Origin of the sequence: Collinsella aerofaciens (assembly GCF_001404695.1) — a bacterium.
Classification (GTDB): Bacteria; Actinomycetota; Coriobacteriia; order Coriobacteriales; family Coriobacteriaceae; genus Collinsella; species Collinsella aerofaciens_E.
This window is the reverse complement of the sequence record NZ_CZAQ01000009.1, coordinates 23,289-41,312: the sequence shown is the minus strand read 5'-3', so window position 1 is coordinate 41,312 and position 18,024 is coordinate 23,289. Positions and strand designations below refer to the sequence as shown.

17 protein-coding genes are annotated in these 18,024 nt (G+C 62.3%); 16 read left to right on the top strand and 1 reads right to left on the bottom strand.

All coding sequences use genetic code 11. From position 1 onward, the window contains the following. The first annotated feature begins 26 nt into the window (after positions 1-26). The 13 genes from AQ996_RS03630 to ffh all read left to right on the top strand — a co-directional run bounded on the left by AQ996_RS03630 (position 27) and on the right by ffh (position 14,500). Positions 27-1,688, top strand: coding sequence for a DAK2 domain-containing protein (locus AQ996_RS03630; protein ID WP_055251138.1), 1,662 nt, complete (start codon positions 27-29; stop codon positions 1,686-1,688). Between the two features lie 10 nt (positions 1,689-1,698). Next, entirely contained in the window at positions 1,699-3,876 is a 2,178-nt protein-coding gene (recG, locus tag AQ996_RS03625; RefSeq protein ID WP_148315837.1) for an ATP-dependent DNA helicase RecG, read from the top strand. Further along, positions 3,873-4,502, top strand: a complete 630-nt coding sequence (gene rsmD / locus AQ996_RS03620) for a 16S rRNA (guanine(966)-N(2))-methyltransferase RsmD (RefSeq protein WP_055251134.1) — start codon at positions 3,873-3,875, stop codon at positions 4,500-4,502. The genes recG and rsmD overlap by 4 nt, the downstream gene beginning before the upstream one ends. After that, on the top strand, positions 4,495-4,992 hold the full coding sequence (gene coaD / locus AQ996_RS03615) for a pantetheine-phosphate adenylyltransferase (RefSeq protein WP_055251132.1): 498 nt from the start codon (positions 4,495-4,497) through the stop codon (positions 4,990-4,992). The genes rsmD and coaD overlap by 8 nt, the downstream gene beginning before the upstream one ends. Positions 4,993-5,060: 68 nt before the next feature. After that, on the top strand, positions 5,061-5,558 hold the full coding sequence (locus AQ996_RS03610; protein ID WP_022094019.1) for an ATP synthase subunit B family protein: 498 nt from the start codon (positions 5,061-5,063) through the stop codon (positions 5,556-5,558). Further along, positions 5,558-6,112, top strand: coding sequence for a YceD family protein (locus tag AQ996_RS03605; protein ID WP_055251131.1), 555 nt, complete (start codon positions 5,558-5,560; stop codon positions 6,110-6,112). The genes AQ996_RS03610 and AQ996_RS03605 overlap by 1 nt, the downstream gene beginning before the upstream one ends. A gap of 64 nt (positions 6,113-6,176) precedes the next feature. Further along, positions 6,177-6,356 carry a 50S ribosomal protein L32 gene (gene rpmF / locus AQ996_RS03600; protein ID WP_022094017.1) on the top strand — a complete coding sequence of 60 codons (180 nt, stop codon included), beginning with the start codon at positions 6,177-6,179 and terminating at the stop codon, positions 6,354-6,356. 88 nt (positions 6,357-6,444) lie between these two features. After that, positions 6,445-7,464: a phosphate acyltransferase PlsX gene (gene plsX / locus AQ996_RS03595; protein WP_055251130.1), complete on the top strand. Its 1,020-nt coding sequence runs from the start codon at positions 6,445-6,447 to the stop codon at positions 7,462-7,464. Positions 7,465-7,578: 114 nt separating this feature from the next. After that, the gene (locus AQ996_RS03590; RefSeq protein ID WP_035138134.1) at positions 7,579-7,821 is read left to right on the top strand and encodes an acyl carrier protein; all 243 of its coding nucleotides are present in this window, start codon (positions 7,579-7,581) and stop codon (positions 7,819-7,821) included. Between the two features lie 3 nt (positions 7,822-7,824). After that, complete coding sequence (gene rnc / locus AQ996_RS03585; RefSeq protein WP_055251128.1) at positions 7,825-8,550, top strand: ribonuclease III; 726 nt, start codon at positions 7,825-7,827, stop codon at positions 8,548-8,550. A 10-nt stretch (positions 8,551-8,560) separates the two neighbouring features. After that, positions 8,561-12,097, top strand: a complete 3,537-nt coding sequence (smc, locus tag AQ996_RS03580) for a chromosome segregation protein SMC (protein ID WP_055251126.1) — start codon at positions 8,561-8,563, stop codon at positions 12,095-12,097. Beyond that, on the top strand, positions 12,097-13,014 hold the full coding sequence (gene ftsY, locus AQ996_RS03575; protein ID WP_055251124.1) for a signal recognition particle-docking protein FtsY: 918 nt from the start codon (positions 12,097-12,099) through the stop codon (positions 13,012-13,014). The genes smc and ftsY overlap by 1 nt, the downstream gene beginning before the upstream one ends. A gap of 10 nt (positions 13,015-13,024) precedes the next feature. Continuing rightward, the gene (gene ffh, locus AQ996_RS03570) at positions 13,025-14,500 is read left to right on the top strand and encodes a signal recognition particle protein (RefSeq protein ID WP_055251122.1); all 1,476 of its coding nucleotides are present in this window, start codon (positions 13,025-13,027) and stop codon (positions 14,498-14,500) included. Positions 14,501-14,620: 120 nt separating this feature from the next. Here ffh and AQ996_RS03565 read toward each other — a convergent pair whose 3' ends face one another. After that, positions 14,621-15,385, bottom strand: coding sequence for a NifB/NifX family molybdenum-iron cluster-binding protein (locus AQ996_RS03565; protein WP_055251119.1), 765 nt, complete (start codon positions 15,383-15,385; stop codon positions 14,621-14,623). Between the two features lie 166 nt (positions 15,386-15,551). On the opposite strand from AQ996_RS03565, the gene thyA reads away from it, so the two are divergent. The 3 genes from thyA to AQ996_RS03550 all read left to right on the top strand — a co-directional run bounded on the left by thyA (position 15,552) and on the right by AQ996_RS03550 (position 17,952). Next, the gene (thyA, locus tag AQ996_RS03560; protein WP_055251117.1) at positions 15,552-16,400 is read left to right on the top strand and encodes a thymidylate synthase; all 849 of its coding nucleotides are present in this window, start codon (positions 15,552-15,554) and stop codon (positions 16,398-16,400) included. 9 nt (positions 16,401-16,409) lie between these two features. Beyond that, a complete protein-coding gene (locus tag AQ996_RS03555; protein WP_055251115.1) occupies positions 16,410-16,928 on the top strand; it encodes a dihydrofolate reductase in 519 nt (172 codons plus the stop codon). Between the two features lie 109 nt (positions 16,929-17,037). Further along, positions 17,038-17,952 carry a TrmH family RNA methyltransferase gene (locus AQ996_RS03550; RefSeq protein WP_055251112.1) on the top strand — a complete coding sequence of 305 codons (915 nt, stop codon included), beginning with the start codon at positions 17,038-17,040 and terminating at the stop codon, positions 17,950-17,952. Positions 17,953-18,024: the final 72 nt, after the last annotated feature.

The following is an 18,024-nucleotide window of genomic DNA, read 5'->3' as shown; positions in this document are numbered from 1 at the left end:
ATCCGAAAACGGAGATTCAAATACCCATGATTGCAAAGACCATTCGCACCTGTTTTCCGATCGCTGCGGCTGCCGTTTCCGACAAGGCCGAGGAGATCAACAAGCTCAACGTCTTCCCCGTACCCGACGGCGACACCGGCACCAACATGTCGCTCACGCTCGCCTCGGTGACCAAGGAGCTTTCCGCCCTTCCCGCCGATGCCGATATGGAGGCCATCGCCGGCGCCATCACCCACGGCTCCCTGATGGGCGCCCGCGGCAACTCCGGCGTCATCACCTCGCAGATCCTGCGCGGTGTTGCCGAGGGTCTCGTTTCTGCCGATGAGCCCATCACGTCCGCCAACATCGCCTTCGCTTTCCGCCGCGCCGTCAAGGTCGCCTTCCAGGCCGTCCGCAAGCCCATCGAGGGCACGATTCTCACGGTCCTGCGCGATGTCTCGACCAAGGCCGACGAGTGCGAAAAGAAGAAGTTCTCGGCCGAGGACGCGCTCGACGCCATCGTCGTCGAGGCCTACCAGTCCGTCGCCCGCACGCCCGACCTGCTGCCCGTTCTGAAGGAGAACGGCGTGGTCGACTCCGGCGCCTTTGGCTTTGCCATCTTCCTGGAGAACTTTGTCGCCGCCGCGCTTGGCCGCAGCACCGTTGTCGAGGATTTCTCCGCCACGTTTGATTCCGCTGGCTCTGCCCGCGACGCGGCCCTCGGTCGCGTTGAGATTGAGGCCAACGACGATTGGGAGGGCTCGGAGTTCCGCTACTGCAACGAGTTCCTCTTTAAGGCCGACGCCCCGTTTGACGAGGACGAGTGCCTTAAGTTCCTGGGCTCCATGGGCGACTGCGAGCTGCTCGTGGGTGCCTACCCCGACTACAAGATCCACGTGCACTCCAACACCCCCAACCTGGTGCTCGAGCACATGCTGCAGCTTGGTCAGATCTACGAGGTCTTTATCCACAACATGGAGATGGAGGCCCACGACCGTACCGCCAAGATTCACGAGGACCAGGAAAAGGCCGCCGAGCCCGCCAAGGCGCTGGGCTTTGTCGCTGTTGCCGCCGGCTCCGGTGAGGCCGATATCCTCATGTCCCTCGGCGTCGACGTGATCGTCTCGGGTGGCCAGACCATGAACCCCTCGACCGCCGACCTGCTGGGCGCGGTGGACCAGGTCAACGCGACCTCGGTCATTATCCTGCCCAATAACGGCAACATCCGCATGGCTGCCGAGGCCGCTGCCTCAGCCTGCACCGACAAGAAGGTCGCCGTCGTTCCCACCAAGACCGTCCCGCAGGCGTTCTCCGCACTGTTCGCGGTCCTGCCCGATTCCGAGCTCGAGGACGCCGTTGCCGCTATGGTCGACGCCATCAGCGAAGTTCGCGATGGCGAGGTTACCCGTGCCGTGCGCGATTCCAGTGCCTCTGACGGCTCTCCGATTCACTCCGGTGACGTCATGGGTATCATTGCCGGTTCCATCGACGTGGTCGGCTCCGATGTTAAGCAGGTCACGCTCGACTGCATCAACCGCATGCAGGAGGAAGAGGAGGGCGATGCGCTGACGATTCTGGCCGGCGAGGAGCTGTCCGATGAGGCCTTCCAGGAGATCGTCGACGCCATCGAGGAGGCTCAGCCCGACTTGGAGATCGACGCTCATCGTGGCGAGCAGCCGCTCTATCCCGTGATCTTCTCGATCGAGTAGGCATCTGCCCATGTCCGAGCTGTGCTCCGTGCCGCGCGTCTCGGAGCGCTTTGCCCAGAGCAATGCGCTCGACGAGGATATCGCGCGACTCAAATATGTTTCGGGTAAACGTGAGGAGGCCCTTCGCCGTCTGGGAATTCGGACGGTGGGGGACCTCCTTCTCCATATCCCTCACCGATATCTCGACTTTACGCGCTCCTGGTCCATTGAGATGGCGCCCATCGGTACCGTGTGCACGATTGTCGCCACGGTCGATCGTATCGTTCAAAAGCAGCCCCGTCCGCGTATGCAGGTGACCGAGGTCTCGCTGGTGGACGAGACGGGGGTGCTGCAAGTCGCCTTTTTCCGTCAGCCCTGGATTGCCCAGCAATTTAAGCAGGGCGACCGCCTGGCCGTGATGGGTAAGGTCGAGTTTGCCTACGGCTTTAAGCAGATGGCCTCTCCGCATTTCGAAAAGCTCGAGGAAGGACGTGCCGCGGGTACTATCCTGCCGGTCCATTACGTGAGCGATGGCGTGAGCCAGGCATGGATGCGCCGCATCGTTAGCGGTGCGCTCGAGGTTGTCGGCAATCCCTTCGACCCGATTCCCGCCCGCTTACGCGCCAAGCGCCGCCTGATGAGCAATGCCCGCGCGCTGCGCTCAATTCACTTTCCCTCGAGCATGGCCGAGCGCGATATCGCGCGCCGCCGCCTTGCCTATGAGGAGTGCCTCTGCCTTCAGCTGGCGCTGCGCCTGCGCAACGACGGCGGCTTGGTCGAAGTCGCTCCCTACGCCCATACCGCGGGCGAGCACCTGGCGGCGCTCAGGGAAGCCCTACCGTTTTCGCTGAGCGACGAGCAGGAGGGCGCGTTCCAAGACATCCTGAACGATATGCGTGATGGCGGGCGCGTGATGAACCGCCTGCTTCTGGGCGACGTCGGTACCGGCAAGACGGCCGTCGCCGCCTGCGCGCTGGCTGTCGCGGCCGATTCGGGCACCCAGTCCTGCGTTATGGCGCCAACGGGCGTGCTGGCGCGCCAATATGCCGATAAGACCGGCCCCTTGCTCTCGCAGGTTGGCATGTCCTGGGCGCTCCTGACGGGTGCCACGCCGGCGGCCGAGCGCGAGCGGATCCATGCGCAGCTGGAATCGGGCGAGCTCGACGTGCTCTTTGGTACCCACGCGGTCCTTTCGGATGACGTGGCGTTTAAGCATCTGTCGCTTGTCGTCATCGACGAGCAGCACCGCTTTGGTGTGGGCCAGCGCAATGCCCTGCGTGCCAAGGGCCCGGGCGCCGACCTGCTCGTTATGACGGCCACGCCTATCCCGCGCACGTTGGCGCTCTCGGTCTATGGCGACCTGGACACGAGCATCATTCGCCATCGACCTGTTCCGGGTGCGGGTGTTACGACGCGCGTGCTCACCGAGTCGAGCCGCGACCTGGCCTACGGCGCCATCCGCGAGGCACACGAAAAGGGCCACCAGGCCTATGTGATCTGCCCACTTGTGGAGCCGAGTGACTCGGCCGATGAGCTGGAAGACGTGCCCGGTATCGCTCGTGACGACGAGGGCCGCGTGACTGTCCCTGTGCCGCTGCACGATACGGCAACCGAGCTCGACCGACTGCGCCTGGCGTTGCCGGGACTTACCATCGAGCGCCTTCACGGCCGCATGCCGGCGGGGGAGAAGGACCGGGTCATCGATGCCTTTAAGCGCGGTGAGATTGATGTGCTCGTCTCGACCACGGTGGTTGAGGTGGGCGTCGACGTGCCCAACGCCACCGTCATGGTCATCGAGAATGGCGAGCGCTTTGGATTGGCGGCCTTGCACCAGCTGCGTGGTCGCGTGGGCCGCGGCAGCGTGTCGGGCACCTGCCTGGTCATGACGCACTCCAAGGGCAACGGCGGCGCGTCGGCGGCGCAAGAACGCCTCCAGTCGCTCGAGAAGACCTCGGACGGCTTTACGCTCGCTCAGATGGACCTGCGTCTGCGCCATGAGGGCGAAATCTTGGGCTACCGTCAGCATGGCGGCGTGACCTTGCGTTTTGTGGACCTGGACGCCGATGAGGATCTTATCGAATGGGCCCATTTGGACGCGGTCGAGCTCTTGCGGTATGCTTGCAACCTTGACTCCGTGGCGACGCGCCCCTTGCGCGATGCGGTCGCCACGCGCTATCGACATATCTTTAAGGAGGTCAGCGGAGGATGAGAATCATCGGCGGTGAATGGCGCGGCCGCAAGATCGAAGAGCCGCGCGGGCGCGATGTTACCCGTCCCACGACCGATCGCGTGCGCGAGGCATGTGCATCCATGGTCATGTCGGCGTTCGATTTCGATTTGGACGAGGTCCGCGTACTGGACGCCTTTGGCGGCTCCGGTGCTCTGGGAATCGAGATGCTCTCGCGTGGCGCCCGCTCGCTCACCACGTTCGAGATCGATCGCAATGCCGCCCGTCTGATCACCAAGAATATCGAGTCGCTGTGCCGCGACCGCTCGCGTTGGCGCGTCGTTACCGGCGATGTGCTGGCGAGCGCCCCGCGCGGCCGTGTGCCGGGTGGTCCTTTTGATCTGGTCCTGCTCGATCCGCCGTATGCCTTTGGCGCCGAACCGGTTGAGGGGCTGCTGCTAAATCTTGCCCAGCAGGGTCTGCTGGCGCCGGGGGCTTTTGCTCTGTTTGAGCATGCCGCATCCGATGCGGGCGCTCATCCAGCTGGTTTTGAGACCGTGCGAGAGAAGCGCTACGGCATAACCTCTGTTGACTTGCTGCGCTGGGTTGGCAACGGCGAGGATGCTGGCAACGATAACGATGCACCCACGGAGGACACCCATGAATGACACCATCAACCGCGTGATCGTCCCGGGCACCTTCGATCCCATCACCTTTGGCCATATCGACGTGATCCGCCGAGCCCGCCGCATCTTTCCCAGCGTGATCGTCGCCGTGGCCGAATCGCAGGGTAAAAACGGCGTGGGTACCACCTTTATGCTCGACGAGCGTGTTGCGCTGGCTCGCGAGGCTCTCGGCGATTTGGACGGCGTCGAAGTACTGCCCTTCACCGGCCTGCTGGTCGACTTTGCACGTGAACAGGGGGCAGGTGCCGTCGTTAAGGGCCTGCGCGCCATGACCGACTTTGAGTACGAGCTACAGCAGGCCGACCTCAACTATCGCCTGGATAGCGAGCTGGAGTCCATCTTTGTCATGAGTGCTCCGCAGTACGGCTACATCTCGAGTTCGGTGGTGCGTCAGATCGCATCGCTTGGCAGTGACGTTTCGACGTTTGTGCCGCCTAACGTGGTCAAAGCGCTCAAACATCGCTTTTCATGACGTTTTTTATTGCCTGGTGGCATGTGGTAAACTAACACGATGATATGTTACCTATGAAAGGAGACCGGATGCCGGGCGAGAATTTTCCTGGCGACAGGATCGTGAGTCTTGTCGACGAGCTCGAGGGGCTCATCGAAGAGGCTAAGACGCCGTTCGGCAAGAACGCCCAGATGAAGGTTATCGACGCCGACGTCTTCTTTAACATCCTCGATGAGATTCGCATGAGCTATCCCGAGGAGTGGCAGAAGTCCCGCCGTATCCTCAAAGAGCGCGAGGAGCTTATGGCCTCCGCCGCTGCTCAGGCCGATTCCATTATTGCCGATGCTCAGCAGCAGGCGCTCACCATTGCCGGAGAGCAGGAGATCGTCCGCTTAGCCCAGCAGCAGGCCGACGACATTCGCGACCGCGCCCAGCAGTACGAGCGCGAGACGCGCTATGCCGCCGAGGATTACGCCGAGCAGGTCTTTACGCACCTCGAGGAGAACCTTAAGAGCCTGACCGGCACCGTCACCCGTTGCCGTCAGCAGCTCAACGAGGGTGCCGCCCAGCAGAACGGCCAGTGGTAATGGCTGAGTTCCCGAGCGTTACCGTCGATCTTTCCGAGCAGCTCGAGTTTCCCGGAGACTCATATCCCCTGACCGGCAAGGTCGATGTCGCCACCTACACGGTGGGCGAGAAGGAGTACCAGCTGCAGGACGGCATTGCCTACGACGTGGTCTTTACCAACGCCGGTACCGGCGTTCTGCTCTCGGGCATGGTTCGCGCCCACGCCACCGGCGAGTGCGACCGCTGTCTGGAGCCCGCCTCATTTGATATCGCAGGCGAAATCGAGGAGTTCTACCTCTTTGAGGAGCCCGAGGACCCCGAGGCCTACGAAGACGGCTACGAGTTGTTGGGCGAGGATCGCATCGTCGATCTGGGTGAGCCCATCAACGACGCGGTCGTCATGGACACGCCGTTCGTCGTCCTGTGCAAGCCTGATTGCCGCGGCCTTTGCCCCACCTGCGGCATCAATCTCAACGTCGAGCAATGCGATTGCGCCGTCCAGGCGGAGGCCGAATGGGCCGCTGCCACGGAAAATCCATTTGCAGCATTGAAGAATCTCAAGCTTGACGAGTAAAACTGTGGTAGTATCGCTACTTGCGCGTAATCGCCACACTGGATAGTTCATAAGGAAGGTCACTATGCCCGTACCTAAACAAAAGCAGGGTCGTATCCGCACCCATACCCGTCGTTCCGCCAACATGAAGATTTCGGCTGCGGCTCAGTCCACGTGCCCCCGTTGCGGCGCTGTTAAGCTCCCGCACCACGTGTGCCCCAGCTGCGGTTTCTACAAGGACCGCGAGGTTATCGTTACCGAGTAACTGTATACTCTGGATACGATGCCGTTCCAACTGGAACCACAATGGCCGGCTCAATGAGTCGGCCATTTTTGTATAAGGAGCATATGAAATGAGTAACGTTCGCGTTTGTGTAGACGTTGTGGGCGGAGACGAGAAGCCCCAGGTTGTTCTCGATGGTATCGAGGCTGCGCTTGCGGCGGATCCCGAGATCGAGGTCTTGGCCGTCGGTCCCGCCGAAATCGTCAACCCCTTTGCTGCGGCACATGCCCGCGTGGAGGCCTTGGAGGCCCCCGACGTCATCAGCATGGAGGACGATCCCATCCGCGCCGTGATGACCAAGCGCAAGTCCTCGATCGTGCTTGCCTGCCGCGCTATCAAGAAGGGTAACGCGGATGCGTTTTTCTCGGCCGGCTCGACCGGTGCCATGACTGCTGCCGCCACGGCCTATGTGACGCCGTTTAGGTATTTGGCGAAGGGCAAGAAGCAGCCGGTTCGTCCGTGCCTGACCAACGCGCTCCCCAATCGCGCCGGTGGCCTGACGGTGCTGTGCGATATGGGTGCCAATCCCGATGTCACGGTGGACGATATGGTGCGCTTCGCCCAGATGGGCGCTGCCTATGCCCGCGTGGTTTTGGGCATCGAGCATCCTCGCGTGGGCCTGCTTGCCAACGGCACCGAGGACGAGAAGGGCTCCAACTTTACCAAGTCGTGCTTCCCGGCCATGAAGGCCGCGGTTCCCGGCTTTGTTGGCAACTGCGAGGGTACCGATCTTACGTCGGGCAATTTTGACGTCGTGGTCGCCGACGGCATGTCGGGCAACATCGCGCTCAAGGCCACCGAGGGCGCTGCCAAGTTTTTGCTGCAGGAGCTCAAGGGTGCCTTTATGTCTTCGCTCGGTACCAAGATCGCCGCGCTGCTCCTCAAAAAGCAGATGCGCGAGATTAAGGCCAAGCTTTCGGGTGATGCCAAGGGCGGCGCGATCCTGCTGGGCCTGCGCGGCGTCGTGTTGATCGGCCACGGTGCCACGTCGGTCGAGGCCGTCAAGAACGGTACGCTTGCCGCGGCCCAGGCCGTACGTGCCGGGCTTGTCCAGGATGTTGCCAATTCCATGGACGGTATCGTTTTGTAAGAGCCCTGTTACGTGGCTCAACCTGTACCGTGTGGGGTAGAATCGGAGCCGTATTACAACACGGCTCCGATTGCCGTGTTGGGTTGTGTTCCATGACATACGAGAGGAAGCGCTATGGATCGCTCCGAAATTTTCGATAAGATCGCCGAAGTTGCCGCTGACGTGCTGGGCGTCGATGTTGCCGACATTAGCGATGAGACCACTTTTGACGATCTCGATGCCGATTCGCTCGAGCGTCTGCAGCTGGTGACGGCCATTGAGGACGAGTTCGACCTCGAGATTGATGACGAGACACTGCTGTCGCTCAACTCTGTCGCCGACGCCGTCGACGCGATCGAAAACGCCAAGGAGGCCTAAGTCTTGGCTTTGTCTGAACGACTCACGCGTGCCCAGGAGATTCTGGGCCATGAGTTCAATAACAAGGTGCTGCTGCGCGCGGCGCTCACGCATCCCTCGGCCGTCGAGGGCCTGCCGGTCTCTGCCAGCTATGAGCGCCTTGAGTTTTTGGGCGATTCCATTTTGGGCGCCGTGGTGGCCCGTTCGCTCTTTGAGTCCTATCCCGAGTTCGATGAGGGCAAGCTCACGCGCCTAAAGGTGTCCCTTGTCTCGGGCGCCACGCTGTCCGAGGTGTCGCACGAGCTGGGTATCGACGACATCATCATCTTTGGCGCCTCCGAGACTGGTACCGGCGCCCGCGGCCTGCATTCGGCGCTCGAGAACGTCTATGAGTCGCTCGTGGGTGCGCTGTACCTGGATGCCGGCTGGGATGCGGCGGCGGAGTTCATCCACCGTACGCTTAAGCCGCACCTGGCCTCCGAGCGTGCCGAGCACCCTGCGAACCCCAAGTCGTTCTTGCAGGAGTGCGTGCAGGCTGACGGCCACGAGCCTCCCGCGTATAAGCTGGTCGGCTCCGAGGGCCCCGCGCATGCGCCCACCTTTACCGCTGTGGTGCTCATCGACGGTATTCGTCAGGGCCGCGGCACCGGTTCCTCCAAGAAGGAGGCCGAGGGAGCCGCTGCACTCGAGGCGCTCGACCGCATGGGCTACACCACCAACGGCGTGATTCTCAACAAGAAGCCTGTTTAAGCGAGGAACCGTGTATCTCAAGTCCCTCACGCTCAAAGGGTTCAAGTCGTTTGCCGACCGCGCCCATATGTCATTTGAGCCGGGCCTGACCGTCATCGTCGGTCCCAACGGCTCGGGAAAATCGAACATCTCCGACTCGATTCTGTGGGTCCTGGGCGAGCAGAGCGCGAAGCAGCTGCGCGGTCAGGCCATGGAGGACGTCATCTTCTCGGGCTCGTCGGCGCGCAAGCCGGTGGGTGTGGCCGAGGTTACGCTGGTGCTCGATAACTCCGACCATATGCTGCCCGTCGACTTTGATGAAGTCGCCATCACCCGTCGCATGTATCGCTCGGGCGAGAGCGAGTACCTCATCAACTCGAGTCCGTGCCGCCTGATGGACATTCAGGACATCCTGCACGATTCGGGCCTGGGCAAGGATACGCATTCCATCATCAGTCAGGGCAAGCTCGACGCCATTTTGCAGAGCCGTCCCGAGGAGCGCCGCGCCCTCATCGAGGAGGCCGCCGGTATCTCCAAGCACAAGCGTCGCAAGGAGCGTGCGCTTAAAAAGATCAAGTCGATGGACGAGCACCTGGCCCGTGCCCGCGACATCAATAAGGAAATCGCCCGTCAGCTGCGCCCGCTTGAGCGTCAGGTCGATCGCGCGCGCAAGTATAAAGAGCTGTCCTCGCGCGCGAACGAGCTTACGCAGATGCTGGCCGTCGACGAGCTTCGTTCGCTGCAGTCGCAGTGGAACGACCTGGAGAGTCGCTCCAAGGAGGGCGCTGCCGAGCTTGAGCTTGCGCAGTACCGCCTGGGTGAAAAGGAGCGTGAGCTCGAGAAGCTCCAGGTCATGCTCGAGGAAAAGGGCCTGTTTGTGGGCGATCTGGGCGAGCAGCGCCGCCATATGCAAGACGTGGTCGGCCGCATTAACTCCGATATGCGCCTGCTCGAGGAAAAAGGCCACAACATGGTGTCGCGCCTGTCCGACATGCGCGGCCAGATCTCGAGCTCCGAACATCAGCGCCGTCGCGTGGTCGAGGAGCTCGAGGATGCACGTGCCCAGCTTGAGGAAGTGACCGGTGCGCACATGCAGGCCCAGGACGACGTTGACGCCGCCGGACCTGCCGCCGCCCAGCTCTACGAGCGTCGCGTTGCGCTTGACAATCAGATTTCGCAGCTCACGCGCGAGCAGCGCGATGTGCAGCGTGTGGCCGATAACGCCGCGCTCGAGCTCGCCAAGGTGAAGGACTCGCTGAGCAATGCTGAGGTCGAGGACAACATGTACGCCTCGCGCCTGGAGCAGATCGACGAACAGCTCGAGGAGGTCACGGCATCGCTTGATAGCCGCCGCAACCGTGGTGAGGAGCTCGAAGGCGCGCTCGATCAGGCTCGCCAAGCCCAGGTCGACGCGCGCGAGGCTACCGAGGTCGCCCGTGCGGCGTTGAAGGACCTGCGTAATCGCGAGAGCGAGGCACGCAACAAGCTGTCCGAGGTGCGCTCGGAGCTTGCCAGCCAAAAGAAGCTCGATGCCCGCATGGCCGACAGCTCGCCGCTGGTGAGCCGTCTGATGGGCGCGCTGGGCGATGATGTCTCGGGTCGTCTGGGAGATGTGCTCGAGGCTCCTCGTGAGCTTGAGGGCTTGGTCGAGCAGCTGCTTGCCGGCGATATCGACGCCCTGCTGTTTGATGACGCCGCCACGCTTGAGCGTGCCGGTCGTGCGGCACTGGACCAAAAGAAGGCCTCGGGCGAGGCACTGCTGATGGCGCGCGGCGTGAGCGGCTCTGCTGCTGCCGAGGGCGCTGCCGGTTCGCGTCTGGTCGATCGCCTGTCCGTGCGCGCCGGTTATGGTCCGGTTGTCGAGGCCCTGCTCGGCGGCTATTACGTGGTCGATGACTTGGCAGCCGCGCTAGCCGCGCCTGTCGTTGACGGCGTGACCTATGTGACGCCCGATGGCGCCCGCGTGAGCTGTGGCGGTCTGGTGCGCGTGGGGCTCGATGCCGGCGAGGCTTCGGGTGCCCTGGAGCGCAAACGTCGTATTCGTGAGTTGGAGGGCCTGGAGCCCGATCTGGCTGCCGTGTTTGAGCATGTGTCGGATCAGGTCGTCGAGGCCAATGCGGCCGTCGAGGAGGCGCGTGCCGCCGAGGGCGATGCCGCCGGCGAGATTGCCCGTCTTGAGGGCGAGCGCCGCTCGCTACTCTCCGAGATCGGCCGCCTGGAGCAAAGCGCCAACAACGCCGAGGTCGAGCGCGTGCGCATCTCCAAGCGCCGCGAGCAGGCCGCCGAGGCCGTTCGCGCTGCGCGCCCGCGCGTGGACGAGCTCACCCGTTCGCGCGACGAGGCCCGTGCGCAGGCAAGCGACCTGGGTCTCCAGATTGCCGAAGCCAACGACGAGCTCGATCGCGTGCGCCGTGACGATTCCGAGGCCGCCGGCAAGCTCGCCGATGCCAAGGTGCGCCTGGCCCAGACGAGCGAGCGTCTGCGTTCGCTGAAGGGCCGCGTGCCCGACCTGGAGCATCGTCTGGAGGGCATCGACCGCCGTATCCGCGGAACACGCCAGGCCTCGCGCTCTCTCGAGCTGCTGCGCCTGCGCGTCGACCCCATGCACGAGCGCTATTCGGCCCTGCTGGAGCGCGCGTCGGATTGGGCCGCGCGTCTGCGTGACCAGGCTTCGCTCGAGGAGGCGGACTCGGCCTCGCTTAAGAAGACCATCGAAGACGCCAAGGCCGAGGTTGCTCGTGCCAAGGAGCGGGTCGATGCCGCCACGGCGACGCAAAATGAGTTCAAGGTCTCCCGCGGCAAGCTCGAGGTGCAGGTAGAGGCGGCCATCAAGGCCATTACCGCCGATGGCACCACGGTGCTCGAGGAAGCGCTCATGCTTCCTGCGCCCACCGACCGCGATGCCGCCGAGCGCGAGCTCAACCAGCTCGTGCGCCAGATCAACAACCTGGGCCCTGTGAACCAGGTTGCCATGGAGGAGTACGAGCAGCTCAAGCGCCGCGCCGATTACATCGAGGAGCAGCTGGCCGATCTTGAGAGCGCACGCAAGGCGCTCACCAAGATCACGGCGGCCATCGACCGTAAGATGCGTAAGGCCTTCCTGGTGACCTTTGAGAAGGTCGATGCGAACTTCCGCGAGATCTTCGCCATGCTGTTCCCGGGTGGCCAGGCGCATCTGGAGATGACCGACCCCGAGCATCCTGCCGAGACGGGCATCGAGGTCGTGGCGCAGCCGCGCGGCAAGCGCATCACCAAGATGATGCTCATGTCGGGCGGCGAGAAGAGCCTGACGGCGCTCGCCTTGCTCTTTGCCGTGTATCGCACGCGTACGGTGCCGTTCTATGTGCTGGACGAGGTCGAGGCGGCGCTCGATGACGCCAACCTGTCCAAGCTCATCGGCGCGCTCGATGTTTTGCGTTCCGATACGCAGCTCTTGGTTATCTCGCATCAGCGCCGTACTATGGAGGACGCTGACGTCCTCTACGGCGTCTCGATGCAAGCCGACGGCGTCAGCCGCGTCGTCTCGCAAAAACTCGATCGCGAAACCGGAAAGGTCGTGAATGCATAATGGGATTCTTCGATGCTCTCTCGCGCGGACTTGAGCGCAGCCGCGAGGCCCTCAACGAGGTCTTTTATTTTGGCGGCGAGGTCGATGAGGATTTTTGGGAGGATCTAGAGGACACCCTCGTCATGGGTGACATGGGCGCCGAGGTCGCCATTCAGGTCTCCGATGACCTGCGCGATACCGCGGCCAAGAAGAACCTCAAGACCGCTCCGCAACTCCGTCGCGCCCTGGCCGAGCAGCTCGAGCAGCATTTTGTGCCCGCCGAGCGCGATCCGTTCTCCGACACGCCGAGCTGCGTGCTGTTTGTGGGTATTAACGGTGCCGGCAAGACCACGACGGTCGGCAAGATCGCGAGCGCTATGGCTGCCCGCGGCAAGAACGTCGTGATCGGTTCGGCCGATACCTTCCGCGCCGCCGCCATCGAGCAGCTCGATGTGTGGGGCCAGCGCGCCGGCGTTCCCGTCATCAAGCGCGACCGCGGCTCCGATCCGGCGAGCGTGTGCTATGACGTGCTCGATGAGGCCGACAAGCGCGGCAGCGACCTGGTGCTTATCGACACTGCCGGCCGTCTGCACACGAGCCCCGAGCTCATGCGCGAGCTTGCCAAGGTGGTCAACGTGACGCGCAAGCGCGCCGCCAATATGGCCGCCGGTCCCATGCCGGTCTCGGTTGTCCTCGTGATCGATGCCGCGACGGGCCAAAACGGCCTGAACCAGGCGCTCGAGTTTAACGAGGCGTTGGGTCTGGACGGTATTATCATGACAAAGCTGGACGGCACGGCTAAGGGTGGCATCGCCATGGCCGTGGCCGAGAAGCTCAAGCTCCCAATCCTGCGCATTGGCGTGGGCGAGCAGGTCGATGACCTGCAGGAGTTCAATGCCAAAGATTTCTGCCGCGCCCTGGTGGGCGAGTCCAATTAAGGAGTGACTAGTGTTTGATTCTCTGAGCGATCGCCTCAACGACACATTTGACCGCCTGCGCGGCAAGGGTAAATTGACCGAGGCCGATATTACCTCGGCCATGCGCGACATTCGCATGGCGCTGCTCGAGGCCGACGTCAACTTCAAGGTCGTCAAGGAGTTCGTCGCCAAGACCAAGGAGCGCTGCATGACCGCCGAGGTCATGGAGTCGCTGTCGCCGGCGCAAAACGTCGTCAAGATTGTGCTCGACGAGCTCACCGAGATGCTCGGTTCCACCGAGAGCAAGCTCGTCTTTAGCAACCGCATTCCCAATGTCATCATGCTCGTCGGCCTGCAGGGCTCCGGTAAGACTACGGCTGCCGTAAAGCTGGCCTACCTGCTCAAGAAGCAGGGCCGCTCGCCGCTGCTCGCCGCGTGCGATGTCTACCGTCCCGCCGCTGCCGACCAGCTGGCCACGCTCGGCGGAGAGATCGGCGTGCCGGTCTTCCGCGGTGACGGCGAGCACCCGGTCGATATCGCCAAGGGCGCCATTCAGGAGGCCGTCGACCACCTGCGTGACGTGGTCATCGTCGATACCGCCGGTCGTTTGCAGATCGACGAGCAGATGATGCAGGAAGCCGTGGACATCAAGAAGGCCGTCAAGCCCGATCAGGTGCTGATGGTCGTCGATGCCATGACCGGCCAGGATATCGTCAACGTCGTCTCGACCTTTGCCGAGCGCACCGACTTTGACGGCGTGATTATCTCCAAGCTCGACGGCGATGCCCGTGGTGGCGGCGCGCTTTCTGTGCGCCAGGTGACCGGTAAGCCCATTAAGTTCGTGAGCATGGGCGAGAAGCCCGATTCGCTGGAGCCGTTCTACCCCGACCGCATGGCCAAGCGCATCTTGGGCATGGGCGATGTTGTCGGCATCATCGAGAAGGCCCAGGAGGCGGCCGACGCCGAGCAGCTCGAGGCTGCCGAGCGTATGCTGCGCGAGGGCTTTACCATGAACGACATGCTCGACCAGATGAAGGCCGTCAAGAAGATGGGCGGCATGAAGGGCATTCTGGGTATGCTTCCCGGCGGTCAGCGCGCGCTCAACCAGATGGGCGGCAACCTGGACGAGGGCATCTTCGATAAGAACGAGGCCATCATCATGTCGATGACCAAGGAGGAGCGCCTGCGTCCCTCCATCATCAACGGCCAGCGCCGCGCGCGTATCGCCAAGGGCGCCGGTGTGACCCCCACCGAGGTCAATAGCCTTATGAAGCAGTGGGGCGAGATGAACAAGATGATGGGCCGCATGCGCACGATGGCCAATCAGGCACAGGCCGGCGGCAAGAAGGGCAAAAAGGGCAAGAAGGGCAAAAAGATGCGCATGCCCAATATCCCTGGGCTGGACGCTATGGGTCTGGGCGGTATGGGCGGCCTGGGTACGGGCGGTCCCAAGTCCGATATGGAGCTGCTGCGCCAGATGGAAGCGCAGATGCGCAATAAGAAATAGGGCTGTAATTCCAGCTTGATATGGCAAAGGCCACTCGGAAGTTACCGGGTGGCCTTTGTTGTTGGCTTTGATAGTTGGGCTGCGTTCAGTGTCGCGCCCCGAGCTCGCGGTGCCGTGCCGTTAGTGGCAGCCGCAGCCCTCGTGGCCCTCGTGCTCGTGATGGCCGTGGCAACTGCAGGACTCGCCATGTTCGTGGGCGTGGTCGTGGTCATGGCCGTGGCAGTCGCAGGTGGCCTCGCCGGTCTGCGCGAGCGTACCGGCAATGAGGGCTTCGACGCAAGCGTCGCAGTTGCCCTGGGCTCCTGCATAGACCGTGATGCCGGCCTGGGCGAGCGCGTTGATGGCGCCGCCGCCGATGCCGCCGCAGATGAGCGTGTCAACGCCACCGTTGGCAAGCAGGCCCGCCAAGGCGCCGTGGCCGGTGCCACCGGTGTTTACGACCTGCTCGTTGAGCACCTTGCCATCCTGGATGTCGTAGATCTTGAACTGTTCGCTGCGGCCAAAGTGCATAAAGATATTGCCGTCGTCGTACGTCGTTGCCACCCTCATGGTGTCGACCTCCTTTGCTGGCCATGCGGCCGTCGTCGTGGTGATGGGGGAATACGCGATGTTGCCGCCTTCGATGACAATCGCCCGTCCATTGACCAGCGCGTTTGCCACCTTGCGATGTGCGCGGCTGCAGATGGCCGCCACGGTGGCGCGAGCGATACCCATTTGTTGGGCGACTGCCTCCTGATTGAGTCCTTCCAGGTCGCACAGTCGCAGGACCTCGAGTTCGTCGACCGTCATGTCGATGGCATCTCCGCTGGCAAGGCCGTCGGGGGTAAAACCGCGATATTCGGGGATGATCCCAACGCGGCGCAATTTTTCTCGTCTTCCTGCCATTCACTCTCCTTATCTGACATATGTCAACAATAGAATATCGAACGTGCGGATATGCGCAAGGAATTTCTGGCATATGTCAGAAAATGAGGGCTTATGTTTGGGCTGTGGGGTCGCGTGCGCCTAGGCTACAATGAATTTCGCTTATAGGCGACTGACAGGAGGGTCAATGAGCAAGGCTGATCAACAGTTTGTAACCATGTGCCGCGATATCTTGGACCATGGCACCACCACCGAGGGCCAAAAGGTCCGACCGGTGTGGGAGGACGGCACCCCTGCCTATACCATTAAAAACTTTGGCGTTACGGCTCGCTACGACCTGCGTGAGGAGTTTCCCGCGCTCACACTGCGTCGCACGGCGCTTAAGTCTGCCATGGACGAGATCTTGTGGATCTATCAAAAGAAGTCAAATAACGTCCGCGACCTCAACAGCCATATTTGGGATGAGTGGGCCGACGAGACTGGCTCCATCGGCAAGGCCTACGGGTACCAGATTGGGCAGAAAAGCCATTATGCCGAGGGTGACTTTGACCAGATGGACCGCGTGCTGTACGACCTTAAGAACACGCCGTACAGCCGCCGCATCATGACCAACACGTACGTGTTTAGCGACCTGTCCGAAATGCACCTGTATCCGTGCGCGTACAGCGTGACCTATAACGTCACGCAGCGCCCGCAGGACGATAAACCCACACTCAACATGATTCTCAACCAGCGCAGCCAGGACATTTTAGCCGCCAACAACTGGAATGTGTGCCAGTACGCCATTTTGCTGATGATGGTCGCGCAGTCGGTCGATATGATTCCCGGTGAGCTGCTGCATGTGATTGCCGATGCCCACATTTACGACCGTCATGTCGATATTGTCCGTGAACTTATCGAGCGTCCGCAGTTTGCGGCGCCCAAGGTAACGCTTAACCCCGACGTGCACGATTTCTATGCGTTTACGACCGATGACCTCATCGTCGAGGGCTACGAGCACGGCCCGCAGGTCAAGAACATTCCCATTGCGGTGTAGGTGGCGCTCATGACGTGTAAGCTTTCTGCCATCGTCGCCGTGTGTGACGACTGGGGCATTGGATGTGAGGGCGACATGGTGGTTTCCAATCGCGCCGACATGCGCCATTTTGTGGCCTGCACCAAGGGTTGCCCGGTCATTATGGGGCGCAAGACGCTACTGAGTTTTCCTGGTGGGCGTCCGCTCAAAAACCGCCGCAATATCGTGCTCACCCGCGACGAGAGCTTTGCTCCCGAGGGCGTCGACGTGGTGCATAGCATCGACGAGGCGCTCGCTGCGGTTGCCGATGAGCCCGTTGCGTGGGTGATCGGCGGCGGCGATGTCTATCGGCAATTTTTGCCGTACTGCGTGGAGGCCGAGGTCACGCATAACCACTGCGTCCATCCCGTGGACACGTATTTTCCCAATTTGGATGCCGATCCTGCATGGGAAGTTTCGCGGGCTGGCGGGGTTGCCACGATTGCCGCGGGTGAGGGCGACGAAGGTGTCGATTATGAGTTCGTGACGTATCGTCGCGTTGGGGCGTAAATCGCCTGGCGCGAACGGTATCATCGGGTTGATTGAATGCATGGGGCGGCGCTTAGCGTCGCCTCGTTTGGTATAGATGTGCTGTAAAGAAGGGTGCGGGCAGGCTGCTATGACTGATGCCGTTGAGGTTCTGCGAATTGATTCGCTCGAGGACGAGCGGCTCGATGCCTACGTGCGACTGACCGAGCGCGAGCTGCGCTGCGTGCTGGAGCCGCAAAAGGGCATCTTTATCGCCGAGAGTGCCAAGGTTATTGAGCGCGCGGTGCGTGCCAGATACGAGCCGGTGAGCTTTCTTTTGGGCGAACGCTGGCTCGACCAGATGACGCCGCTGTTTGAGCGCCTGGTTGTGCGCGAGGGCGCAGGTCCGGTTCCTGTGTTCGTGGCTTCCATGGAACTCATGGAGCAGCTGACGGGCTTTAACGTGACGCGCGGTGCGCTCGCGGCGTTTCGTCGCCCGCGACAGATTCCGGTTGATGAGTTCTTGGGTGGCGTCGTCGAGGCGGCGGGGGAGCGCCCGGTGCGCGTGTGCGTGCTCGAGGGTATTGTCGACCACACGAACGTGGGTGCGATTTTCCGCTCGGCCGCCGCGCTCAATGTCGACGGTATTTTGGTCAGTCCGACGTGCTGCGACCCGCTGTACCGTCGCTCGGCCCGCGTGAGCATGGGCACGGTGTTTCAGGTGCCGTGGACGCGTATTGGCAGCGAGGCTCGTGTGTGGCCGCACGATGGCCTGGCGGCACTGCACGAAGCCGGTTTTTCGTGCGCTGCGATGGCGCTGACGGACGACTCCGTTTCGCTGGACGATGCCGCGCTCCAGGAGATTGACCGCCTGGCAATCTTTATGGGCACCGAGGGTGCTGGCCTGGGCGCCAAGACCATCGCGGGCTGCGACCGGGCCGTGCGCATTCCGATGGCGCACGGGGTCGATTCGCTCAACGTGGCCGCGGCGAGTGCCGTCGCCTTTTGGCAGCTGTGCCCGCATGTGAGCAATGAGTATCACTACCAGCCGGGTTTGTATCACTAAGCAGATAGTTCGCACCGGGCTCTGACTCGGGGTGTTTCGGTCGACGCCGGTCGGTGCTAAGCTGCTATTGGT